Below are 22,063 nucleotides of genomic sequence, written 5' to 3'. Positions count from 1 at the left end.
TGATAAGGTTACGGCGGTCATGGCGGAGGGGAAACGCCCGGTTACATTCCGAACCCGGAAGCTAAGCCCTCCAGCGCCGATGGTACTGCACTCGGGAGGGTGTGGGAGAGTAGGACACCGCCGGACACACGTCACAGTCGAGGGCCGCCCGGAATCGGGTCGGCCCTCGACTGCGTTGCGCCCGGAAGTGGCGCACCTAGGAAGGATGTACCTGTGAGTTCAGGAGCTCAGGGCGGAGACCGTCCCCGAGGCTACGAGGGCCGGCCCGAGGGCCGTGACCGTAGCCTCCGCCGGGACGACCGCCCGTCGTACCGCGACGACCGCGACCGGGGGCAAGGCTCCCGCGACGGACGCGGTGACGGGGCTGACCGTTCCCGGTCCGGCGGCTTCCGCCGCGACGGCGACCGCCGTGAGGGCGGCTACCGCGACAGTGGCCGGGGCACCGGCGGCGGGTCCGGTGGCGACCGCCGCGATCGTGGCTACAGTGCTGAGCGCAGCGGCTCCCGCGACGGCGACCGAGGTGAGCGCCGGTACGGAGACGACCGCCCGGGCGGGTTCCGCCGCGACAACACCGACCGCGCCGGCGGCTTCCGTGGCGGTGACCGTCGTGAGGGCGGGTCCCGTGATGGTGAGCGCCGTGAGGGCGGGTTCCGTGGCGGTGACCGTCGTGAAGGCGGGTCCCGTGATGGTGACCGTCGCGAAGGCGGGTTCCGTGGCGGTGACCGTCGCGAAGGCGGGTTCCGTGGCGGTGACCGTCGCGAAGGCGGATTCCGTGATGGTGACCGTCGTGAGGGTGGCTTCCGCCGCGACAACACCGACCGCTCCGGTGGGTTCCGTGGCGGTGACCGTCGTGAAGGTGGCTTCCGTGGCGGTGACCGCCCTGGAGGCGGGTCCCGCGATGGTGAGCGCCGTGAGGGCGGGTTCCGTGGCGGTGACCGTCGTGAAGGCGGCTTCCGCGATGGTGACCGTCGCGAGGGCGGGTTCCGCCGCGACAACACCGACCGTGCTGGCGGGTTCCGTGGCGGTGAGCGCCGTGAGGGCGGGTTCCGTGATGGTGAGCGCCGTGAGGGCGGGTTCCGTGGCGGTGACCGTCGTGAAGGCGGGTTCCGCGATGGTGAGCGCCGTGAGGGTGGCTTCCGTGGCGGTGACCGTCGTGAGGGCGGGTTCCGTGATGGTGACCGTCGTGAGGGCGGGTTCCGTGGCGGTGACCGTCGTGAGGGTGGCTTCCGTGGCGGTGACCGCCCTGGAGGCGGGTCCCGTGATGGTGACCGCCGTGAGGGCGGGTTCCGTGGCGGTGACCGTCGTGAGGGCGGGTTCCGTGATGGTGACCGTCGTGAGGGCGGGTTCCGTGGCGGTGACCGTCGTGAGGGCGGGTTCCGTGGCGGTGACCGTCGTGAGGGCGGGTTCCGTGATGGTGACCGTCGTGAGGGCGGGTTCCGTGGCGGTGACCGCCCTGGAGGCGGGTCCCGCGATGGTGACCGCCCTGGAGGCGGGTCCCGTGGCGGTGACCGTCGTGAAGGCGGGTTCCGCGATGGTGAGCGCCGTGAGGGCGGGTTCCGTGGCGGTGACCGTCGTGAGGGTGGCTTCCGCCGCGACAACACCGAACGCTCCGGCGGGTTCCGCGATGGTGACCGTCGTGAAGGCGGCTTCCGTGGCGGTGAGGGTGGCTTCCGTCGGGGTAGCGACGAGCGAGGTGGCGAGCGCCGCGAACGTGGCTTCCGTGACGACCGGGAGCGTCGCGAGGGGCCGCCGCGTGCCGGGCGGGACGGCGCGGAGCAGGCCGATGGTACGTCCGCTCCGGCGCTTCCCGACGAGATCGTCGCGACCGACCTGGACAAGGACGTCCGCGCCGAGCTGCTCTCGTTGGCCAAGCCGGTCGCGGAGACCGTGGCGCGTCACCTGGTAGCGACCGGACAGCTGATCGACGAGGACCCGGCCGAAGCGCTGGCGCACGCGATGGCGGCACGCCGCCTCGCATCGCGGATCTCGGCGGTCCGGGAGGCGGTCGGGCTGGCGGCGTACCACGCTGGCGAGTGGCAGACCGCGATCGCTGAGCTGCGGACGTACCACCGGATGAGTGGTTTGCAGAGCCACCTGGCGGTTGTCGCGGACTGTGAGCGGGCGTTGGGTCGGCCCGAACGTGCGATCGACCTGTTCCGTGGCGCGGACCAGGAGAAGCTGGACCGGGCCGTGGCGATCGAGCTGCTGATCGTGGCCGCTGGAGCCCGAGGCGACCTCGGCCAGCGCGATGCGGCCGTCGCCATGCTCCAGGTTCGCGAGTTGACCGCCGATACGGCCGAGCCGTGGACGGCGCGGCTGCGGTACGCGTACGCCGACGCCCTGCTGGCCGTCGGGCGGCGCGCGGAGGCCCGCGAGTGGTTCTCCCGGGCGGCGGAGGTCGACGCCGATGCCGAGACCGACGCGGCCGAGCGGCTGCTCGAACTGGACGGCGTGGTCATCGAGGGCGACGACGAGGACGAGGCGGCCGAGGAACTGGTCGCCGGCCCCGGTGCCCCGGGAGCCGTTCCGGCCCAGCCGGACGCCGACCTCTCCGAGGCCGCCGTCGCGCTGGCGGAGCCGACCGCCGACGACGATGCTGCCGACGACGTGGCGGACGAGATCGCGGCCGACGACGACGTTGATGGCGAGGTGTCGGCCGCGGCCGACGCGAACGCTGCGGTTGCTGACGAGGACGAGCGGGCCGTCGACGCGGTGGCGCGGCCTACGGCCGACGCCGTGCCGGCTGACGGCGAGGACCGGGCTGAGGAGGCCGGTTCTCAGGAGTCGGAGGCGCAGCGGCGATGACCGGTAGCGGGGAACGGCTGGTCGACGGTTACGCCCTGGTCGTGTTCGACCTGGACGGGGTCATCTACCTGATCGACCGGCCGATCCCCGGCGCGGTCGAGGCCGTCGCACGACTGCACGGCGAGGGCCGGGCTGTGGCGTACGCGACGAACAACGCCTCGCGCCGCGCGGCCGACGTCGCGGACCTGCTCACCGGCATGGGTGTGCAGGCCCGGACGGAGGAGGTGCTGACCAGCGCTGCTGCCGCCGCCCAACTGCTCGGTGAGCGGCTGCCCGCCGGGGTGCCGGTGCTGGTGGTCGGCGCGGAGGCGCTGCGCTCCGAGGTGCGTGCGGTCGGGCTGACGCCGGTGTCCCGGGCCGAGGATTCGCCGGTGGCGGTCATCCAGGGCTACGGTCCGCAGGTGGGCTGGGCCGACCTGGCCGAAGCGGCGGTGGCCGTGCGTCAGGGTGCGGCCTGGATCGCCACCAACACCGATCGGACCCTGCCCAGTGGGCGGGGACCGCTGCCGGGCAACGGTGCGCTGGTGGCCGCGCTGGCCACGGCGCTCGGCCGGGAACCGGACGAGGTGGTGGGCAAACCCGCGCCGGAGTTGTTCGCCACCGCCGCACGTCGTGCGGGCGAAGGCCGGACCCTGGTGGTCGGTGACCGGCTGGACACCGACATCGAGGGCGCCAACCGGGCCGGCCTGGACAGTCTGCTGGTCCTGACCGGCGTCAGCGACGTACCGGAACTGCTTGCCGCGCCGTCGCACCGGCGTCCCACGTACGTCGCGTGGAATCTGGCCGGGCTGTTCGATCCGGCAGAGGTGGTGCGGGTGCCGGCGACCACGGGGGACGTGGGTGGCTGGCACGTGGTCACCGGTGCCGACGGCTGGGAACTGGCCGGCGCGGGACGCCCGCTGGACGCCCTCGCGGCGCTCTGCGCGGTGGGGTGGTGGCATCGGCCGGTCGGCTCTCCCCGATCGGCGTCGCCGGAGGCGGCGAAGGCGCTGGAGGCGCTCGGTCTGGCCGCCTGAGCCACGCTGGGGCGCTCAGAGCAGCTTGCGTAGCTTCATCAGATCGAACGGGTTCGCCTTGATCGACACTCGGCGGTTGGCCACTGCCCGGGTGACGTCGAGCTCGCCGCGGACCAGGGCGACCAGGTCGTCGCTGGTGGTGCTCATGGCGATCTTGGCCTTCGGGTCGTCGCCGTCGGCCAGGTCGACCAGCCGGCCATCGGCGATCCGGCCGTGGAAGGCGGTCTCCAGGTCGGTGATCCGGCAGGCCAGGGTGCGGTCCAGGTCGACCCGATCACGGACGGTCTCCGCGTTGTGTTCCAACCGGTCGGCCAGATCCTGCAACGCCTGCCGGCACTCGTCCACCGTGGCCACCATCGCCTCCTCGCCACACCACGTCATCCTCGGGCACCGTACCGCACAGGGTGGTCCCGGCGGCCCGGTAGCGTGACACCTGCAGACCCGCCGGGTGAAAGGAATCAGGCATGCAGGACGCGTGGCGCGCCTACCTCGAACTGGCCATGGGCCTGACGGAGGCGCCCCGAAAGAAGGCGCAGGACGCGGTGCGTCGGGTGATGGGCTCGACCGGTGCGACCGCCGCCCAGCTCCAGGCGCTCGCCGACGAACTGCGGTCGACCGGCGCGGCCAATCGGGAGGCGCTGACGAAGCTGGTGCGCTTCGAGGTCGAGCGGGCGCTCGGCGCGGTGGGGCTCGCCAGCGCCGACGAGGTGGCCGAGTTGGAGCGCCGGGTGCGCGAACTGGAGCGTCGACTGCGTACGGCTGCGGGTCCGGCGACTGCGTCCGGCGACGGGTCGTCGGCGCCGGCTACGGCCGGCGGTGGGGGGTCGGTGGGCACGCCCCCGACCGCTGCGGCGGCCCCGCCGAGCACGGCCCTGGTCAAGAAGGCTGTCGCCAAGAAGGCGGTGGCCAAGAAGGCGGTGGCCGGCGGGGGCGCGACTGCCGAGGCCACGCCCGCGACGGCGGTCGCCAAGAAGACGGCGAAGAAGGCCGTGGCGAAGAAGGTTGTCGCCAAGAAGGCCGTGGCGAAGCGGACCGACGGCGGCGGTGGCGCTGCCCCGACCCGACCCACGGAGGCGACACCGGGCGCGGACGGTGCGGCATGAGTGCGCCCGGGGCGCTGCCGGGTCCGCGCCCAGGTCCGCCGCCGCGCCGCTGGTCGGGCGAGGAGACCGAGGACGCCGGGCATCCGGCGGTCCAGGCCGCCGTGCAGGCGATGGCCAACGCCGCGGTCCTGGCCCCGGCCGATCAGATCGCGCAGTACGAGGCCGCGTACCAGACGTTGCGGGAAACGCTGGCCACCATCGATCAGGCCTGAGGAGGCCCTCCGTCCATGGCACGTCGAAACCGGTTGGACGCCGAACTCGTCCGCCGTGGCCTGGCCCGTTCTCGGGAGCAGGCGGCCGCCCTGGTGGAGGCGGGTCGGGTCCAGTTGCGGGGGGTGCCGGCCCGCAAGGCGGCGGCGATGGTCGACCCGGCCGATCCGCTGCTGGTGGTCGGTGACGATCCCACCTCCGAGTACGTCTCCCGGGGCGGACACAAACTGGCCGGGGCGCTCACCGCGTTCGGCCCCGGTGGGTTGACCGTGGACGGCCGTCGTTGCCTGGACGCCGGCGCGTCCACCGGAGGCTTCACCGACGTGCTGTTGCGTGCCGGTGCGGCTGAGGTGGTCGCGGTCGACGTGGGCTATGGGCAGCTCGCCTGGTCGCTGCGGAACGACGAGCGGGTCCGGGTCTTCGAGCGCACCAATGTGCGGACGTTGACCACCGAGGCGATCGGTGGTCCGGTCCAGCTGACTGTCGCGGACCTGTCGTTCATCTCGCTGCGGCTGGTGCTGCCGGCGCTGGCGGGCTGCACCAGTGCGGACGGCGACCTGGTGCTGATGGTCAAGCCGCAGTTCGAGGTGGGCAAGGAGCGGGTCGGTGCGGGCGGGGTGGTACGGGATCCGGCGCTTCGGGCCGAGGCCGTGCTCGACGTCGCGGCGGCAGCGACGACGCAAGAGTTGGGTCTGGTGGACCTCGCGGCCAGTCCACTGCCGGGGCCGAGCGGCAACGTCGAGTTCTTCGTATGGTTACGCCGGGGTGCGCCGCCGGCCGATCCGCAACGGGTGCGGGCCGTGGTGGCGGCCGGACCGCAGGGATCGACCGGTTCTGGTGACGTGTCGGACGAGGTGACGCAGGAGGTGGCCGGGTGAGCGAGCACGGCAAGCTGACTATCGGAGTGTCGGCACGGGCCCGGACCGGGCGGACGTCGCGGTGACCCGCACCGCTCTGCTGGTGACGCACACCGGCCGTCGGCGCAGCACCGAGCATGCGCGTACGGTCGCCGCGGATCTGATCGCGGCCGGTTTCGAGGTGCGGGTGGTGGCCGAGGAGGCCGAGGACCTCGACCTGCCGGGCGTGGTGCCGGTGACCGGACCGGAGGCGGCCGAGGGTGCCGAGATCGTCTTCGCACTGGGTGGGGACGGCACGTTCCTGCGCGCCGCGGAGCTGGCCCGGCCGGCGAAGGTGCCGCTGCTCGGCATCAATCTCGGCAAGGTCGGCTTCCTCGCCGAGGCGGAGATCGGTGATCTGGACGTCGCGGTACGGGACGTGGTGGGCCGGAACTACAGCGTCGACGAGCGGCTCACCCTGGATGTCACCGCGGAGTTCGACGGTGGGCCGACGATCGAGTCGTGGGCGCTCAACGAGATCAGCGTCGAGAAGGGGGAGCGGGCCCAGATGCTGGAGCTGCTCGTCGACGTCGACGGGCGGCCGCTGTCCCGCTATGGCTGCGACGGGGTGGTCTGCGCCACCCCGACCGGCTCCACCGCGTACGCCTTCTCCGGGGGTGGGCCGGTGGTCTGGCCGGAGGTGGAGGCGTTGCTGTTGGTGCCGATCAGCGCGCACGCGCTGTTCAGCCGGCCGCTGGTGACCGCACCCACCTCGACCATCTCGATCACCGTTGATCCGTACACCACTCTCGCGGTGCTCTGCTGCGACGGGCGGCGGGTCTACGACGTGCCGCCGGGTGCGCGGGTCACCGTGCGGCGGGGTGCCCTTCCGGTGCGGATCGTGCGGCTGCGGGACCGGCCGTTCACCGACCGTCTGGTGGCCAAGTTCGACCTGCCGGTGCAGGGGTGGCGGGGCAACCGTCGTTGAGTCGTGGCGCCGTGCCGGCTGGTCAAGTGTCGGGCCTCGCGTCTACTGTCGGTTGCTGTGCTGGAGGAGCTGCGCATCACCGGACTGGGCGTCATCGAGGACACCACACTGCCGTTGACCGGTGGGATGAACGTCATCACCGGCGAGACCGGTGCCGGCAAGACGATGGTGGTGACCGGTCTCGGCCTGCTCTTCGGCGGCCGTGCCGACGCCGGGCGGGTGCGTGCCGAACCGGGTCGTGCGGTCGTCGAGGGACGGCTGCGGCTGTCCGGGCGGGCCGCCGAGACGGTGCACGCCCGGATCATCGACGCCGGCGGTGATCCCGACGAGGACGGCTGTGTGCTGTTGAGCCGTACGGTCACCGTGGAGGGTCGGTCCCGGGCCCATGTGGGTGGTCGCGCGATGCCGGTGTCGATGCTCGGCGAGGTGGGCGAGCAGGTGGTGGCCGTGCATGGCCAGTCCGACCAGCTGCGGCTGCTGCGGCCGGCCGAGCAGCGTGCCGCGTTGGACCGGTTCGCCGGGCCGGAACACGAGAAGCTGCTGGACGCGAGCCGGGAGGCGTACGCGCAGTGGCGGCGGGTGGTCGACGACCTGGCGGACCGGCGGCGCAACGCGCGGGAACGCCATCAGGAGTCGGATCTGCTGCGGTTGGGCCTCGACGAGATCACCCGGGTCGATCCGCAGCCGGGTGAGGACGACGAGCTGAAGATCGAGGCGCAGCGGCTGGAGCATGCCGAAGGGTTGCGTACCGCGGCGCAGGTGGCCCACCAGTGTGTGGCGGGTGGCCTGGAGGCCACCGACGACACGCCGGACGCCTCGACGTTGCTGGGCACCGCGCGGCGGACGTTGGAGGCGCAGTCCGGCACGGATCCCGTTCTCGGCGAGTTGGCGGCCCGGCTGGAGGAGGCGGCGACCCTGGTGGCCGACGTCTCGGTGGAACTGTCGACGTACCTCGCGGGGTTGGATGCCGATCCGGCCCGGTTGCAGGCCGTCTACGAGCGGCGGGCGGCGTTGCGGGCGCTGACCCGCAAGTACGCCGACGACGTCGACGGTGTGATCGCCTGGGCCGAGCGGGCCCGTACCCGGCTGTCCGATCTGGACACCTCGGACGAGTTGCTCGACGAGTTGGACCGGGAGGCGTCCCGGCTCGCCGGTGAGGTGGCCGAGTTGGCCGGGCGGTTGTCGGCGTCCCGGCAGGAGGCGGCGGTGCGGTTCGCCGAGCAGGTGACGGTCGAGTTGGCCGGGCTGGCCATGCCGCACGCCCGGGTCGAGGTGGCGGTGCTGCCCCGGCCGGCGGGTCGGGCCGAACCCACGTTGCCGGTCAACGGGGTGGAGGTCGGTGTCGGGCCGGACGGCGGCGACGAGGTCGAGTTGCGGCTGCTGGCGCATCCGGGTGCGCCGTCGTTGCCGTTGCAGCGGGGTGCCTCCGGCGGTGAACTGTCGCGGGTGATGCTCGCCATCGAGGTGGTGTTCGCCGGCTCCGGTGGCCCGCCCACGTTGGTCTTCGACGAGGTGGACGCGGGGGTGGGTGGTCAGGCGGCGGTGGAGATCGGTCGGCGGCTGGCTCGCCTGGCGCGTAGTCACCAGGTGTTGGTGGTGACCCATCTGCCGCAGGTGGCCGCGTTCGCCGACCGGCATCTGGTGGTGGCCAAGGACACCGGCGGCGCGGTGACCACCAGCGGGGTTCGGGTGGTGGAGGACACCGAGCGGGCGCGGGAACTGGCCCGGATGCTGGCGGGTTTGCCGGATTCCGATCTGGGTATCGCTCACGCGGAGGAGTTGTTGGCCGTGGCGGCCAGGGAACGACGGTCGTAGGCCCGTGATTGTGAGCGGAGGCACACCAGCCTTCGCCCGGATGTGCTTCCCTGGGTAGGCGGCCCTGCTCAGGCATGTCGCGACGGATTCGCCTGCCTCACATGCCAGGATGGTCACGATGCGTCTACCCACGTTGCGCCGGGCCCGGAACGCGGAACCGGGACGAATTCTCGGCACCGCGCGCCTTGATCGCCGGACGAAACGGCTGGTCGGTCGGCTCCGCCCCGGCGACATCGCGGTGATCGACCACGTCGATCTGGACCGGGTTGCCGCCGATTCGCTGGTGGCGGTCGGGGTCGGTGCGGTGCTCAACGCCAAGCCGTCGGTGTCCGGCCGCTATCCGAACCTCGGGCCGGAGGTGTTGATCTCCGCTGGCATTCCGCTGCTGGACGACCTCGGTGAGGGGATCTTCGAGCGGATCCGTGAGGGCGACACGGTGCGGATCGAGGGCAACACGGTCTACGTGGGTGACGATCCGGTGTCGCACGGCAGCCTGCAGGACGCCGAGAGCGTGGCCAAGGCGATGACAGATGCCCGGGAGGGCCTGTCGGTGCAGTTGGAGGCGTTCGCCGCCAACACGATGGACTACCTCAAGCAGGAGCGCGACCTGCTGCTCGACGGGGTGGGTGTGCCGGACATCACCACCGAGATTCAGGGCCGGCACTGCCTGATCGTGGTTCGGGGCTACGACTACAAGGCCGACCTGGATGTGCTGCGTCCGTACATCCGGGAGTTCAAGCCGGTGCTGATCGGCGTCGACGGGGGCGCCGACGCGTTGGTCGAGGCGGGCTACACCCCGGATATGATCATCGGCGACATGGACTCGGTCACCGACGACGTGCTGCGCTGCGGCGCCGAGGTGATCGTGCACGCGTATCCGGACGGTCGCGCGCCGGGGTTGCCGCGGGTCAACGGTCTGGGTGTGCCGGCGGTGACCTTTCCCGCCGCCGCCACCAGCGAGGACCTCGCGATGCTGTTGGCCGACGAGAAGGGCGCCTCGCTGATCGTGGCGGTGGGCACCCACGCCACCCTCGTGGAGTTCCTCGACAAGGGTCGTGGCGGGATGGCCTCGACGTTCCTCACCCGGCTCAAGGTCGGCGGCAAGCTGGTCGACGCCAAGGGGGTCAGTCGCCTCTACCGGCAGGGCATCTCCGGTTCGTCCCTGTTGCTGCTGGTGCTCTCGGCGGTCGCGGCCATGGCCTCGGCGGTGGCCGTGTCCACCGTCGGCAAGGCGTACCTGGGTGTGGTCTCCGAGTGGTGGGACAATTTCGTGTTCCAGCTCGGCCAGCTCTTCTAGCTCCCGACCGATCAAGAGGCTGCAAGCGTGATCAACTTCCGGTACCACGTGGTGTCCCTGACCGCGGTCTTTCTCGCCTTGGCGATCGGCCTGGTCGTCGGCACAGCCGCCCTCAACGGCCCGGTCGCGGACTCGCTCAAGGAAACCGTCAACTCGCTGCGCAAGGACAACCAGCAGATGCGTCAGGCGGTCCAGAACATGCAGCGGGAGCTGGAACTGGAGGAGGAGTACGCCGCCGAGATGGCCCAGGTGATCCTGCCGGGCAAGCTGAGCGGCAAGCGGGTGGTGGTGTTGAGCCTGCCGACCGGTCGTGACCACACCGAGGGTGTGATCAAGATGCTGCAGCTGGCGGGCGCCGACATCACCGGGCGGATCGACCTGCAGGACAAGTTCATCAATCCGGAGAACAACAACAACCTGCTGGAGTTGGCGGTCACCGCCGCCCGGCCGACCGGCGCACCCACGTCCGGCCTGCCCGGCAACGGCCACGGTGTGGAGACCTCCAGCGCTCTGTTGGCCACCGTGTTGCTGGACCGGCCGGCCGGGTCCGAGCCGGTCACCGAGGCCGACCGGCGGGCCGTGCTGGCCGCGTACAGCAACGCCAACTATCTGACCGCCGCCGACCGGGTCACCGCGGCGGCGGAGGCGGTGGTGCTGGTCAGCGGACAGCCGTACGTGGACAAGGACTCCGCCAAGAAGGACGAGTCCCTGGTCAAGATCGCCGAGCAGTTCGACCGTACCGGCGGGATCGTGGTGGCCGGCAACGGCTCGGCCGGTGGGAACCTGGTGGCCTTCGTCCGTGGCGATGCCGTGCTGGCGCAGACCATCTCGACCATCGACAACGCCAACACGGTGCAGGGTCAGCTGGTCACCACGCTGGCCCTGGTGCAGCAGCTCACCGAGCGCAAGGCCGGCCAGTACGGCGTGGGCGACAACGCCGCTTCGCTGGTGCCTAGACTGCCCCAGTGAGCCGGGTGCACCCCGGTGTCCGATTTGAATCCGCCGATGGGCAGGAGGGCCGTGTGAGCGTGCGTAGCGAGGCGGCGGCGTGACGATCCTCGGTCGACTGCTGGTGGTGGGTGTCGGGGCGGCTGCCGCCCGGTATGCGTTGCGGCAGGTGCGGACCTCCCCGGCCGGGGCCGGACTGGAGCGGACCAACTTTCGTGGCCGTACGGTCACCCTGGCCGCCGGGCCGGCGCTCGCGGCGGGCGCCAGCGGTGCGGCGGCCTGCGGTGCGGCGAGCGTGCCGGCCGGGGCGGCCACCCTGGTGGCGGGGCTCGGTGCCGGTGCCGTGGGGCTGTACGACGACGTGGTCGGCGCCCGGCCGGAGCAGAAGGCGTACAAGGGCTTCGCGGGGCACCTCGCGGCGCTGCGGCAGGGCCGGGTCACCGCCGGCCTCATCAAGATCATCGGTGTGGGTGCGGCGGGTCTGGGCGCCGCCACGCTGCTGGCCGCGGACCCGGTCGTGGCCGGGCACCGGGCCCGACGCCGGCAGGGTCCGCTGGGCCGCGGTGTCGACGTGCTGCTCGGCGCGGGGGTGGTGGCCGGCACCGCCAACCTGCTCAACCTGCTCGACCTGCGGCCGGGCCGGGCGTTGAAGTCCGGTCTGCTGCTCGGCGTGCCGCTGGCCACGGGCCGGCAGGGTGGGATCGCCGCCGGGGCGGTCGGTGCCACGGCCGGGCTGCTCCCCGCCGACCTGAACGAGGACGTGATGCTCGGCGACAGCGGCGCGAACGCCCTCGGTGCCGTGCTCGGCGTGGCGTTGGCCGCCCGCACCGGTCCGGCCGGTCGCGCCGCCCTGCTCGCGGTGCTCGCCGGGCTGACCGCGGCCAGCGAGAAGGTCAGTTTCACGCAGGTCATCGCGAATACGCCGGGGCTGCGTGAACTCGACGCGCTGGGCCGTCGCCCGGACTGACGTGACCAGACCGGCACCCCTCGCCGGCGCCGGCCGGGTGGCCTCGGCCGCCGCGCTCATCGCCGCACTCACCGTGCTCAGCCGGTTGGCCGGGTTCGGGCGTACGGCCGTGTTCACCTGGGTGGTGCAGGACAGCGACCTGGGCGCGATGTACGTCCTGGCCAACGCCATCCCCAACATCATCTTCGAGATCGTTGCCGGTGGAGCGCTGGCCAGCCTGGTGGTACCGCTGCTCGCCGGGGCGGTCGCGGCCGGCGACCGGCAGGCGGTGACGGCCACCACCGGCGCGCTGCTGACCTGGACGGTGACCCTGCTGGTGCCGTTGGCGGTGCTGCTCGCCCTGTGCGCCGGCCCGGTGATGTCGCTGATGGCTGGCCACCGGTCGCCGGAGGAACTCGCGGCGGGGGCCCGGATGTTGCGGGTCTTCGCGCCGCAGCTGCCGCTGTACGGCATCGGCATCGTGCTCACCGGGGTGCTCCAGGCGCATCGCCGGTTCGCCTGGCCGGTGATCGCGCCGCTGCTGTCCAGTCTCACGGTGATCGTCGTGTACCTGGTCTTCGTGGGCGTCGCGGGGCCGGGGGCGAGCGTGGCGCAGGCCGGTCGCGGCGCCGAGTTGATCCTGTCCGGGGGCACCACCCTCGGTGTGGTGGTGCTGTCCCTGTCGCTGCTGATCCCGATCCGCCGGCTGCGGCTGAGGCCGCGCCCCGGGTACGCCTTCGCCGCCGACGCCCGGGCGCGGGTGGGTGGCCTGGCCGTGGCCGGGATCGTGACGGTCACCGCCCAACAGGTGGCGCTGGCGGTGAGCCTCAACCGGATCGCCGGCGGTCTCACCGAGGCACCCCAGGTGTTCAACCTCGCCCAGACCTTCTACCTGTTGCCCTGGGCGGTGCTGGCGGTGCCGCTGGCCACCGCCGCGTACCCGACCCTCGCCGCGGCCTCGGCCGGCGGCGACGAGCGGACCTACCGGGACACCCTGTCGGCGACCCTGCGCGGGGTGCTGCTGCTCAGCTTCCTCGGTGCCGCGGTGCTCGTCGGCGCCGCCGGGCCGATCGGGCGGTTCTTCCCGCTCACCGCCGACGCCACCGCCGCCGCCATCGCCGGCTACGCTCCCGGGCTGCTCGGGTACGGGCTGTTCGCGGTGCTCTCCCGGGCCCTGTACGCCCGGGGGGCGACCCGGTCGGCCACCGCCGCCATCAGTGTCGGTTGGCTGGCGGTTCCGTTGGCCCTGTTGCCGTTGTCGGCGCTGCTTCCGGTGGCCGACCGGGCGCTGGCCGTGGCGCTGGCCAACTCGGCGGGCATGCTGCTGCTCGGCGGGCTGCTGCTGGTCGCCGTGCGCCGCTCGGCCGGGCGGGCGGCGCTGGCCGGTGCCGCGCGGGCCGCCGGCGCGGGACTGCTCGGCGCCACGGCGGGAGCGTTGAGCGCGCTGGGCCTGCTGCGGCTGCTGGAGTTCGGGGACGGCACCCCGGCGCGGTGGATGACGCTGGCGCAGGGCATGCTGTCCGGAGCCTTGGTCGGCGTCGTGTTCCTCGGCGTGGTCTGGTTGGTCGACCGGCGCGACGTACGTCCGGTGCTGGCCGGGCTACGCCGACGTCTGCGGGCCCGCGCACCGGGTAGGCCGCAGGACGGAAGCCCTCCGGACCAGAGCGACGGTAAGGAGTGATGAACCGGTGGCCACGCCTGAGCGGACGGGCACGGTGGTGCTGCTGCTCGCCTCCAGCACCGGCGGTGTCGGGCAGCATGTGCGGGCGCTGGCTCGCGGGTTGACCGACGCGGGGCAGTCGGTGCTGGTCTGCGGGCCGGCGGCGACGCAGGATCAGTTCGACTTCGTGGCAGCCGGTGCCCGGTTCGCGGCGGTGGAGATTTCGGCGAGCCCCACCCCCGCTGACGCGCGGGCGGTCGGCGAGTTGCGCCGGGTGCTCGCTGCCGAGCAGGTCCGGGTCCTGCACGCGCACGGACTGCGTGCCGGCCTGGTGGCGGTGCTGGCCCGGCCGGCGGCGCCACTCGTGGTCACCTGGCACAACGCGGTGCTTGTCGGCGGGTTGCGGGGCGGGCTGTCCCGGCTGGTCGAGCGGGTCGTCGCCCGGGGTGCCCGGGTCGCCCTCGGTGCCTCCGCCGATCTGGTCGAGCGTGCGGCGGCCCTCGGTGCGCAGGATGCCCGGCTCGCTCCGGTCGCCGCCCCGGTGCTGCCCGCGCCGCGTCGGGGACGCGCCGCCGTACGCGCCGAGTTCGCCGTGGCCGCCAACCAGCCGTTGATCCTCTCGGTGGGCCGGTTGCACCCGCAGAAGCGGTACGACGTGCTGATCGACGCGGCGGCGCGGTGGCGTGATCGCACCCCGCCGCCGGTCGTGGTGATCGCCGGCAGTGGACCGGCCTACCTGCCGTTGGCTGCCCGGGTCAGCGCCGCTCGCGCGCCGGTCACCCTGCTCGGGCACCGCACCGACGTTGCGGACCTGCTCGCGGGCGCGGATCTGGCCGTGGTGACCAGCGACTGGGAGGCGCGTCAGTTGTTCGCGCAGGAGGCGCTGCGGGCCGGCGTACCGCTGGTGGCCACCGCGGTGGGTGGGCTGCCGGACCTGGTCGGCGACGCGGCGGTGCTGGTGCCACCGGGCGACGTCGACGCGGTCGAGCAGGCGGTACGCCACCTGCTCGACGACGACCAGGGCCGCGCCGAGTTGGGGCGGCGTGGTGCGGCGCGGGCGGCGACCTGGCCCACCGAGACGGACACCGTCGCCCAACTGGTCGCGCTCTACGCCGAACTGGCCGTGCCGGACGCCGACGCGTCGACGGGACGTCGGTGATGCTGCGGCGAGTCGCTCCGATCCTGCTCACCCTGGTCGTGGTGGTGGTGGGCATCTTCGCGTTGGCGGCCGGGCCGGGTACGCCGCCGCCGCGACCCAGCGCCGACTACGTGGTGCTGGTCGGGGTGGCCGGGCTGCGCTGGGACGATGTAGATCCGCAACGTACGCCCACGCTGTGGCAGATGGCCCGGGACGGTTCGATCGGGTCGCTGTCGGTGCGGTCCGCCTACCGGCCCACCTGCCCGTTGGACGGGTGGTTGACCCTGGGTGCGGGCAGCTTCGCCGGGTGGACCAGCGCCCGGCCGGGCGGCGAGTGCCCGCCGGCCGAGGTGACGGTGGAGCAGCCCGACCGGATCGGTGCGAACCTGCCGGAGCAGGAGAGCGTCGTCCTGCACAACCAGGATCGGCTGCCGTGGGGCACCGTACCGGGCGCGTTGTCGGAGTCGGTCCGGTGTTCGGTGGCGGTGGGTCCGGGGGCCGCGGTGGCCGCTGCCCGGCCGTTCGGCCGGGTCGACCGGTACGAGCCGACGCTGCCGGCGGATCCGGCCGGGCTGCTCGGTTCCTGTGTGCTCAGCATCGTCGACCTTGGCACGGTCGCCGGTGAGGATCCGGCCGAGCGGGCGGCAGCGGCCGGCGACGCCGACGCACAACTGGCCCGGGTGCTGGCCGCGCGGCCACCGAATTCGTTGGTGATCGTGGCCGGGGTCTCCGACACGCACCGGCCCTCCCGGCTGCACGTCGCCGTCGCCGACGGTCCGGGTTGGGAGAACGGTTGGTTGACCTCGCCCACCACCGGTCGGCGAGGTTATCTGCAACTGATCGACATCGCGCCGACCGCGCTGACGGCGTTGGGACGTCCGATGCCGGACCGGCCGTTCCTCGGCCGGCCCGCCGAGTCGGTCGGTGGTCGGCCGGACGATCTGTCCGCCGCGATCGCCGAGCCCGCCGATGCCGACCGGGAGGCCGCCGCCCAGCGGGAGGTCGCCGGTGGGTTCTTCACCCTGCTGGCGGCCGTCCAGGTGGCGTTGGCCGTGGCGGTGCTGCCGCTGCTGCGCCGGGCCCGCCGGCGCGCCGGGCCGTACGGTCCGAAGCCGGTGTCCCGGCGGGTGGTGGCGACGGTGGAGTTGCTGCTGGTCGCCGCTGCCCTGGCGATGCCGGCGGCGCTGCTGGCCGAGGCGGTGCCCTGGTGGCGTAACACCTACCCGGCCGTCACCTTCGCCGGCCTGACGGCCGCGTTGCTGGCCGCCGCGACGTTGTTGGTGCGGCTCGCGCCGGGGTACCGCACCACCCTCGGCCCGCTCGGTGCGGTGGCCGGGCTGACCACGCTGGCGGTCGGGCTGGATGTGGTCACCGGCGCCCGTCTTCAGCTCAACGGTGTGGTCGGCTACTCCGCGTTGGAGGGTGGCCGGTACGCCGGGCTCGGCACGGTGGGGCTCGGCGTGTTCGTCGCCGCTGCCCTGTTGAGTGCGGGGTGGCTGGCCCAGCAGGTACGCCGCGGCTGGCGGCCGATGGTGATGGTGACGATCGGTGGCGCTGCCGTGGTGGTGGTCGGCAGCCCGTATCTCGGCGCCGACTCGATCGGCGCGATCGCGCTCACCGCCGGGGTGAGCGTGGCCGCGGCGATCAGTGCCGGCGGCTGGCTGACCCTGACCCGGCTGGCCTGGGCGGCGATGGCCGGGCTGGCGGTCACGGTCGGCTTCGCGGTGGTGGACCTGGGCCGCTCGCCGGGGGAGCGGGGGAGTCTGGGCCGGTTCCTCGCCGCGTTGGGCGACGGCACCGGCGGGCTGACGGTGCAGCGGTCCAGCGCGTCGAGCTTCCAGACCCTGGTCAACAGTCCGCTGACCGTGCTGGCCCTGGTCGGGGCGCTGCTGCTGTGGTTCGCCCTGCTGCAACCGTGGGGCGGCCTGATGCGGCTGTTCGGGATCTACCCGGCGATCCGTGCGGCGATGGCGGGTACCGGTGTGGCCGTCGGGATCGGTGGTGTGCTGGGCGCCGTGGCGCTGGACGTGGCCGGCGCGGCCGCGGCGGTGGTGGTGCCGATGGCGGCGCTGTCCGCGCTGCGGGTGCTCGACCACGCCGCGGACCGGACCCGGCCGGGCACCGAACGACCGCAGGACGCGGGGCCGGCCGACGACCCGACGGCCCGCGCGGCCGCTGCCGATCCGGACGAGGCACGCCGCAGCGCCGCCGCCCCGACGACGGGGGGCGGGCCGCCGGAGGAGCCCGGACGGGAGCGTGGCCGGGCGGTCCGGTCATCGGCCGAGGTCGCGACCGGGTGAGCCGGAGACGCCCACCTCGGGTGCGGCACCGGCGTCGCGTCGGGGAGGTGTTACCGTGGAATCCCGTGGATCGCGTGATCACTTCGCTGATCGGCTCGGCGGTCTGCACGACCGCGACGGACGACACGGGAGCAGGCCTTGGCCCCTACAGCACGGACGACCAGGCACATTTTCGTCACCGGAGGCGTTGCCTCCTCGCTGGGTAAAGGGCTGACCGCCTCCAGCCTCGGCAACCTGCTCACCGCGCGGGGGCTTCGGGTGGTGATGCAGAAGCTCGACCCCTACCTCAACGTGGACCCGGGCACGATGAACCCGTTCCAGCACGGCGAGGTCTTCGTCACCGAGGACGGCGCCGAGACCGACCTCGACGTGGGTCACTACGAGCGTTTCCTGGACCGGGCTCTGTCCGGCAAGGCGAACGTCACCACCGGCCAGATCTACTCCGACGTGATCGCCAAGGAGCGGCGTGGCGAGTACCTGGGCGACACCGTCCAGGTGATCCCGCACATCACCAACGAGATCAAGTCGCGGATCCTGGCGATGGCCGACCCGGACGACGACGGCCGTACCCCGGACGTGGTGATCACCGAGGTGGGTGGCACGGTCGGCGACATCGAGTCGCTGCCGTTCCTGGAGGCGATCCGGCAGGTCCGCCACGACCTGGGCCGGGACAACTGCTTCTACCTGCACGTGTCGCTGGTGCCGTACCTGGCGCCCTCCGGCGAGCTGAAGACCAAGCCGACGCAGCACTCGGTGGCGCAGTTGCGCAACATCGGTATCCAGCCCGACGCCATCGTCTGCCGCTCGGACCGGGAGATCCCGGACAAGCTCAAGCACAAGCTGTCGCTCTACTGCGACGTCGACGCCGAGGCGGTCATCGCCGCCCCGGACGCGCCCAGCATCTACGACATCCCGAAGGTGCTGCACCGGGAGGGCCTCGACGCGTACGTGGTGCGCCGCCTCGGGCTCTCCTTCCGGGACGTGGACTGGGACGGCTGGGACGACCTGCTGGAGCGGGTGCACCAGCCGCAGCGCAGCATCACCGTCGCGCTTGTCGGCAAGTACGTCGACCTGCCCGACGCGTACCTGTCGGTCAGCGAGGCGATCCGGGCGGCCGGCTTCGGTCACCGGGCCCGGGTGCAGCTGCGCTGGGTACCCAGCGACGACTGCGTCACGGCGGCCGGCGCGGCAGCGGCCCTGGCCGGCGTCGACGGCATCGTGATCCCCGGTGGGTTCGGCGTCCGTGGCATCGAAGGCAAGATCGGCACCGCCCGGTACGCCCGGGAGAACGGCATCCCGCTGCTCGGGCTCTGCCTCGGCCTGCAGTGCATGACCATCGAGGTGGCCCGGCACCTGGCCGGGCTGGACGGCGCCAACTCGGTGGAGTTCGACGCCGAGGCCGTGCACCCGGTCATCGCCACCATGGCCGACCAGGAGGACATCGTGGCCGGCAAGGGCGACCTGGGCGGCACCATGCGGCTGGGTGCGTACCCGGCGACGCTCGCCGAGGGTTCGATCGTGGCCGAGGCGTACGGCAGCACCGAGATCAGCGAGCGGCACCGGCACCGGTACGAGGTGAACAACGCCTACCGCGACCAGTTGACCAAGGCCGGGCTGTGGATCTCCGGCACCTCGCCGGACGGACGGTTGGTCGAGTTCGTCGAGCTGGACCGCGAGTTGCACCCGTTCTTCGTGGCCACCCAGGCGCACCCGGAGCTCAAGAGCCGCCCGACCCGTCCCCATCCGCTGTTCGCAGCCTTCGTGCAGGCCGCGGTGGCGTACTCCCGGGCCGACCAGCTGCCGGTCGACCTGGATGCCGCCGAGCGGGCCACCCGCAACGGCACCGCCGCGTCGGCCGCGTCGGCGTCGTGAGCGGAGTCGAGCACCGCTACGAGGTGCGCTCCCGCGAGGTCCGCTACCGGGGCCGGATCTTCGAGGTGGTCTCCGAGCAGGTGACCATGCCCGGTGGCGGGACCGCCACCCGTGACCTGGTCCGGCACGTCGGTGCGGTGGCGGTGGTGGCGCTGGACGACGCCGGTCAGGTGGTGTTGATCCGGCAGTACCGCCAGCCGGTCGGCCGGCGACTGTGGGAGCTGCCGGCCGGGCTGACCGACGTGACCGGCGAGGATCCGGCGGTGACGGCGGCACGGGAGTTGGCCGAGGAGGTCGATCTCACCGCCGGCCGGTTCGACGTCCTGGTCGACCTGCACAGCTCGCCCGGGTTCACCAACGAACTGGTGCGGGTCTTCCTGGCCCGGGACCTCACCGACGTGCCGGCGCAGCAACGCCACGCCCGGCACGACGAGGAGGCCGACCTGCAGATCGTCCGGATCGACCTGGACGAGGCGGTGGGCATGGTGCTGGCCGGTGAGATCACCAACGCGTCCTGTGTGGCCGGGCTGCTCGCCGCCGCCCGGGCCCGCGACGCCGGCTGGTCGGTGCTGCGCCGCGCGGACAGCCCGCTGCCGGGCTGACCGGGACACCTGACGGGGGCCGGGCGGTGATCCGCCCGGCCCCCGTCGTCCTCCGGTGCCGGCGCAGCCGGTGCCCGTCGGGGGGTCGGGGACCGGTCGCGCCGAGGCGAACTACCGTTGACCAGGATGAGGGTGCCGACCGCGGCCGGGCCACACCTGACACTTCGTCAACGTCCGCGCCGACCGGGTGTCACAGTGCAGGCTCCGGCGCCGGGCGGGCCCGCTTAAACTGCCGCCGACGGGACCGGTTGACCGTGGCGGCAAAGGGGCCACCACGCACCGCGCAGTCGGGGCAGCGGTCCGGCGAAGAGAGGTGTCTGCATCGTGAAGGTCGGTATCCCACGCGAGGTCAAGAACCACGAGTACCGCGTGGCGATCACGCCCGCGGGCGTCAACGAGTTCACCCGCAGTGGTCACCAGGTCTTCGTCGAGGCCGGCGCCGGGCTCGGGTCGAGCATCACCGACGAGGAGTTCGCCGCGGCCGGCGCCAAGATCCTGGACACCGCCGACGAGGTGTGGGACGCCGCCGACCTGGTGCTCAAGGTCAAGGAGCCGGTCGCCGAGGAGTACCACCGGATGCGCGAGGGGCAGGTGCTCTTCACCTACCTGCACCTGGCCGCGTCCCGGGACTGCACCCAGGCGCTGCTCGACCGCAAGGTCACCGGCATCGCGTACGAGACCGTGGAACTGGCCGACCGGTCGCTGCCGCTGCTCGCCCCGATGTCCGAGGTGGCCGGCCGGCTCGCACCGCAGGTCGGCGCCTTCTACCTGATGCGTACCGGCGGTGGCCGGGGCGTACTGCCCGGCGGTGTCTCCGGCGTCTACGCGGCCAAGACCGTCGTCATCGGTGCCGGTGTCTCCGGCATGAACGCCGCCGCCATCGCCCTGGGCCTGCAGTCCGAGGTGCTGCTGCTGGACAAGAACGTCGCCCGGCTGCGCCAGGCCGACGCCATCTACCGGGGTCACCTGCAGACGGTCGCCTCCAACGCGTACGAGATCGAGCGGGCGGTGCTGGACGCGGACCTGGTCATCGGCGCGGTACTGGTGCCCGGCGCGAAGGCCCCCAAGCTGATCTCCAACGAGTTGGTCTCCCGGATGAAGCCCGGCAGCGTGCTTGTCGACATCGCCATCGACCAGGGCGGCTGCTTCGAGGACTCGCGGCCCACCACGCACGCCGAGCCCGTCTACACCGTGCACAACTCGATCTTCTACTGCGTGGCGAACATGCCGGGCGCAGTACCGAACACCAGCACGTACGCGTTGACCAACGTCACCCTGCCGTACGCGCTGGAGCTGGCCAACCACGGCTGGCGTGAGGCGTCCCGCCGCGATCCGGCGCTGGCGCTGGGCCTGAACACGCACGACGGACAGGTCGTGTACGGCCCGGTCGCGGAGGCACACGACCTACCGACCCTGCCGCTGGCCGAGGTGCTGGCCTGACCGGCGCAGCACCGACCGCCGCAGCGGACGGGGCCGGCGCGGGCCAACAGCCCGCGCCGGCCCTGCACCGTGCCCTGCGCGGCTACCTGGACCACCTCACCGTCGAACGTGGCCTCGCCACCAACACCCTCGCCTCCTACCGCCGCGACCTCGACCGCTACCTGACGTCGCTGGCCGCCGCCGGGGTGACCGACCTGGCCGCCGTCTCGGCCGGCGAGATCGAACGCCACCTGGCCCGGCTGCGCGCCGGTGACGACGGGCATCCGCCGCTGGCGGTGTCGTCCGCCGCCCGCGCCGCCAGCGCCGTACGCGGCCTGCACCGGTTCGCGTTACGCGAGGGCCTGGCCGCCGCCGACCCGAGTCGCGACGTACGCCCACCCACCCCGCCACGCCAGCTACCCCGGGCGCTGCCGGTCGACGACGTGGTCCGACTGCTGGAAACCGCCGGCCCGGTGGACGCGGCCGGGGCCGCCGCGCCGCTGGCGCTGCGCGACCGGGCGCTGCTGGAGTTCCTGTACGGCACCGGAGCGCGCATCTCCGAGGCGGTCGGCATCGCGGTGGACGACGTGGACCTCACCGACGGGGTGGCCCTGCTGCGCGGCAAGGGCGGGCGGAGCCGCCTGGTGCCGATCGGCGGGTACGCGCTGCGGGCCCTGGCCGCCTACCTGGTACGCGCCCGGCCCGGGCTGGCCGCCGCCGGCCGGGGCACCCCGACGGTCTTCCTCAACTCCCGGGGCGGGCCGTTGACCCGGCAGGGCGCCTGGACCATCCTGCGTCGGGCGGCCCAGCGGGCCGGCCTGCCCGTCGACGGGCCGCAGGCGGTCTCCCCGCACACGCTGCGCCACTCGTACGCCACGCACCTGCTCGACGGCGGGGCCGACGTCCGGGTGGTGCAGGAGTTGCTCGGGCACGCCTCGGTCACCACCACCCAGGTCTACACCTTGGTCACCGTCGACCGGCTGCGCGAGGTCTACGCCACCGCCCACCCGCGCGCCCGCGGCTGACCCGCCCGCGCGGCGATCCCGGCGGCGGTGGCCGGTCCCGGGTCGGGGATGCTGGTCGGGCTCGGCCGGAGCGGGGTTGAGCG

Annotated in this window: 19 protein-coding genes and 1 rRNA gene; 18 read left to right on the top strand and 2 right to left on the bottom strand. The window is 73.0% G+C overall.

Annotated elements, in window-relative coordinates; genetic code table 11:
- Positions 1–9 precede the first annotated feature (9 nt).
- A 5S ribosomal RNA gene (rrf, locus tag E0H26_RS27170) occupies positions 10–126 on the top strand.
- A gap of 93 nt (positions 127–219) precedes the next feature.
- Here the strand turns inward: rrf and E0H26_RS27165 are convergent.
- Positions 220–1,899 (bottom strand): hypothetical protein, encoded by a 1,680-nt coding sequence (locus tag E0H26_RS27165; protein WP_131308888.1) that lies wholly within the window; start codon positions 1,897–1,899, stop codon positions 220–222.
- Between E0H26_RS27165 and E0H26_RS27160 the strand changes: the two genes are divergently transcribed.
- Positions 1,888–2,805, top strand: coding sequence for a Replicase polyprotein 1ab (locus E0H26_RS27160; RefSeq protein ID WP_131308885.1), 918 nt, complete (start codon positions 1,888–1,890; stop codon positions 2,803–2,805). The two genes, E0H26_RS27165 and E0H26_RS27160, sit on opposite strands and share 12 nt — an antisense overlap.
- Positions 2,802–3,821 (top strand): HAD-IIA family hydrolase, encoded by a 1,020-nt coding sequence (locus E0H26_RS27155; RefSeq protein WP_131308882.1) that lies wholly within the window; start codon positions 2,802–2,804, stop codon positions 3,819–3,821. The genes E0H26_RS27160 and E0H26_RS27155 overlap by 4 nt, the downstream gene beginning before the upstream one ends.
- Positions 3,822–3,836: 15 nt before the next feature.
- Here E0H26_RS27155 and E0H26_RS27150 read toward each other — a convergent pair whose 3' ends face one another.
- A complete protein-coding gene (locus E0H26_RS27150) occupies positions 3,837–4,175 on the bottom strand; it encodes an SCP2 sterol-binding domain-containing protein (RefSeq protein WP_131308897.1) in 339 nt (112 codons plus the stop codon).
- A gap of 110 nt (positions 4,176–4,285) precedes the next feature.
- Between E0H26_RS27150 and E0H26_RS27145 the strand changes: the two genes are divergently transcribed.
- The 15 genes from E0H26_RS27145 (at position 4,286) to E0H26_RS27075 (ending at position 21,980) form a co-directional block, all read left to right on the top strand.
- Entirely contained in the window at positions 4,286–4,924 is a 639-nt protein-coding gene (locus E0H26_RS27145) for a hypothetical protein (RefSeq protein WP_131308879.1), read from the top strand.
- Positions 4,921–5,136: a hypothetical protein gene (locus E0H26_RS27140; protein ID WP_131308876.1), complete on the top strand. Its 216-nt coding sequence runs from the start codon at positions 4,921–4,923 to the stop codon at positions 5,134–5,136. Before E0H26_RS27145 ends, E0H26_RS27140 begins: the two co-directional genes overlap by 4 nt.
- 15 nt (positions 5,137–5,151) lie before the next feature.
- Positions 5,152–6,012, top strand: coding sequence for a TlyA family RNA methyltransferase (locus E0H26_RS27135; protein WP_131308873.1), 861 nt, complete (start codon positions 5,152–5,154; stop codon positions 6,010–6,012).
- A 61-nt stretch (positions 6,013–6,073) separates the two neighbouring features.
- A complete protein-coding gene (locus E0H26_RS27130) occupies positions 6,074–6,958 on the top strand; it encodes an NAD kinase (protein ID WP_131308870.1) in 885 nt (294 codons plus the stop codon).
- 57 nt (positions 6,959–7,015) lie between these two features.
- Complete coding sequence (recN, locus tag E0H26_RS27125; protein WP_131308867.1) at positions 7,016–8,773, top strand: DNA repair protein RecN; 1,758 nt, start codon at positions 7,016–7,018, stop codon at positions 8,771–8,773.
- Positions 8,774–8,891: 118 nt separating this feature from the next.
- On the top strand, positions 8,892–10,070 hold the full coding sequence (steA, locus tag E0H26_RS27120; RefSeq protein WP_131308864.1) for a putative cytokinetic ring protein SteA: 1,179 nt from the start codon (positions 8,892–8,894) through the stop codon (positions 10,068–10,070).
- A gap of 27 nt (positions 10,071–10,097) precedes the next feature.
- On the top strand, positions 10,098–11,039 hold the full coding sequence (locus E0H26_RS27115) for a copper transporter (protein ID WP_131308861.1): 942 nt from the start codon (positions 10,098–10,100) through the stop codon (positions 11,037–11,039).
- A gap of 79 nt (positions 11,040–11,118) precedes the next feature.
- On the top strand, positions 11,119–11,985 hold the full coding sequence (locus tag E0H26_RS27110; protein WP_131308858.1) for a hypothetical protein: 867 nt from the start codon (positions 11,119–11,121) through the stop codon (positions 11,983–11,985).
- A gap of 1 nt (position 11,986) precedes the next feature.
- The gene (murJ, locus tag E0H26_RS27105; RefSeq protein WP_131308855.1) at positions 11,987–13,645 is read left to right on the top strand and encodes a murein biosynthesis integral membrane protein MurJ; all 1,659 of its coding nucleotides are present in this window, start codon (positions 11,987–11,989) and stop codon (positions 13,643–13,645) included.
- Positions 13,646–13,652: 7 nt separating this feature from the next.
- On the top strand, positions 13,653–14,783 hold the full coding sequence (locus E0H26_RS27100; RefSeq protein ID WP_131308852.1) for a glycosyltransferase family 4 protein: 1,131 nt from the start codon (positions 13,653–13,655) through the stop codon (positions 14,781–14,783).
- Complete coding sequence (locus E0H26_RS27095) at positions 14,783–17,062, top strand: hypothetical protein (RefSeq protein ID WP_131308849.1); 2,280 nt, start codon at positions 14,783–14,785, stop codon at positions 17,060–17,062. Before E0H26_RS27100 ends, E0H26_RS27095 begins: the two co-directional genes overlap by 1 nt.
- Before the next feature lie 138 nt (positions 17,063–17,200).
- Complete coding sequence (locus E0H26_RS27090; RefSeq protein ID WP_131308846.1) at positions 17,201–18,934, top strand: CTP synthase; 1,734 nt, start codon at positions 17,201–17,203, stop codon at positions 18,932–18,934.
- Positions 18,931–19,536 (top strand): NUDIX domain-containing protein, encoded by a 606-nt coding sequence (locus E0H26_RS27085; RefSeq protein WP_131308843.1) that lies wholly within the window; start codon positions 18,931–18,933, stop codon positions 19,534–19,536. Before E0H26_RS27090 ends, E0H26_RS27085 begins: the two co-directional genes overlap by 4 nt.
- Positions 19,537–19,860: 324 nt before the next feature.
- Entirely contained in the window at positions 19,861–20,976 is a 1,116-nt protein-coding gene (ald, locus tag E0H26_RS27080; RefSeq protein WP_131308840.1) for an alanine dehydrogenase, read from the top strand.
- Complete coding sequence (locus E0H26_RS27075; RefSeq protein ID WP_131308837.1) at positions 20,973–21,980, top strand: site-specific tyrosine recombinase XerD; 1,008 nt, start codon at positions 20,973–20,975, stop codon at positions 21,978–21,980. Before ald ends, E0H26_RS27075 begins: the two co-directional genes overlap by 4 nt.
- Positions 21,981–22,063 lie beyond the last annotated feature (83 nt).

Source organism: Micromonospora zingiberis (assembly GCF_004331455.1).
Lineage (GTDB): Bacteria > Actinomycetota > Actinomycetes > Mycobacteriales > Micromonosporaceae > Micromonospora > Micromonospora zingiberis.
This window is presented reverse-complemented; position numbering and strand designations above follow the sequence as displayed.

Excerpts from the sequence above, each read along its gene's own strand:
- E0H26_RS27155 (WP_131308882.1), top strand. The coding sequence starts at position 2,802 with ATGACCGGTAGCGGGGAACGGCTGGTCGACGGTTACGCCCTGGTCGTG.
- E0H26_RS27145 (WP_131308879.1), top strand. The coding sequence starts at position 4,286 with ATGCAGGACGCGTGGCGCGCCTACCTCGAACTGGCCATGGGCCTGACG.
- E0H26_RS27140 (WP_131308876.1), top strand. The coding sequence starts at position 4,921 with ATGAGTGCGCCCGGGGCGCTGCCGGGTCCGCGCCCAGGTCCGCCGCCG.
- E0H26_RS27135 (WP_131308873.1), top strand. The coding sequence starts at position 5,152 with ATGGCACGTCGAAACCGGTTGGACGCCGAACTCGTCCGCCGTGGCCTG.
- steA (WP_131308864.1), top strand. The coding sequence starts at position 8,892 with ATGCGTCTACCCACGTTGCGCCGGGCCCGGAACGCGGAACCGGGACGA.
- E0H26_RS27095 (WP_131308849.1), top strand. The coding sequence starts at position 14,783 with ATGCTGCGGCGAGTCGCTCCGATCCTGCTCACCCTGGTCGTGGTGGTG.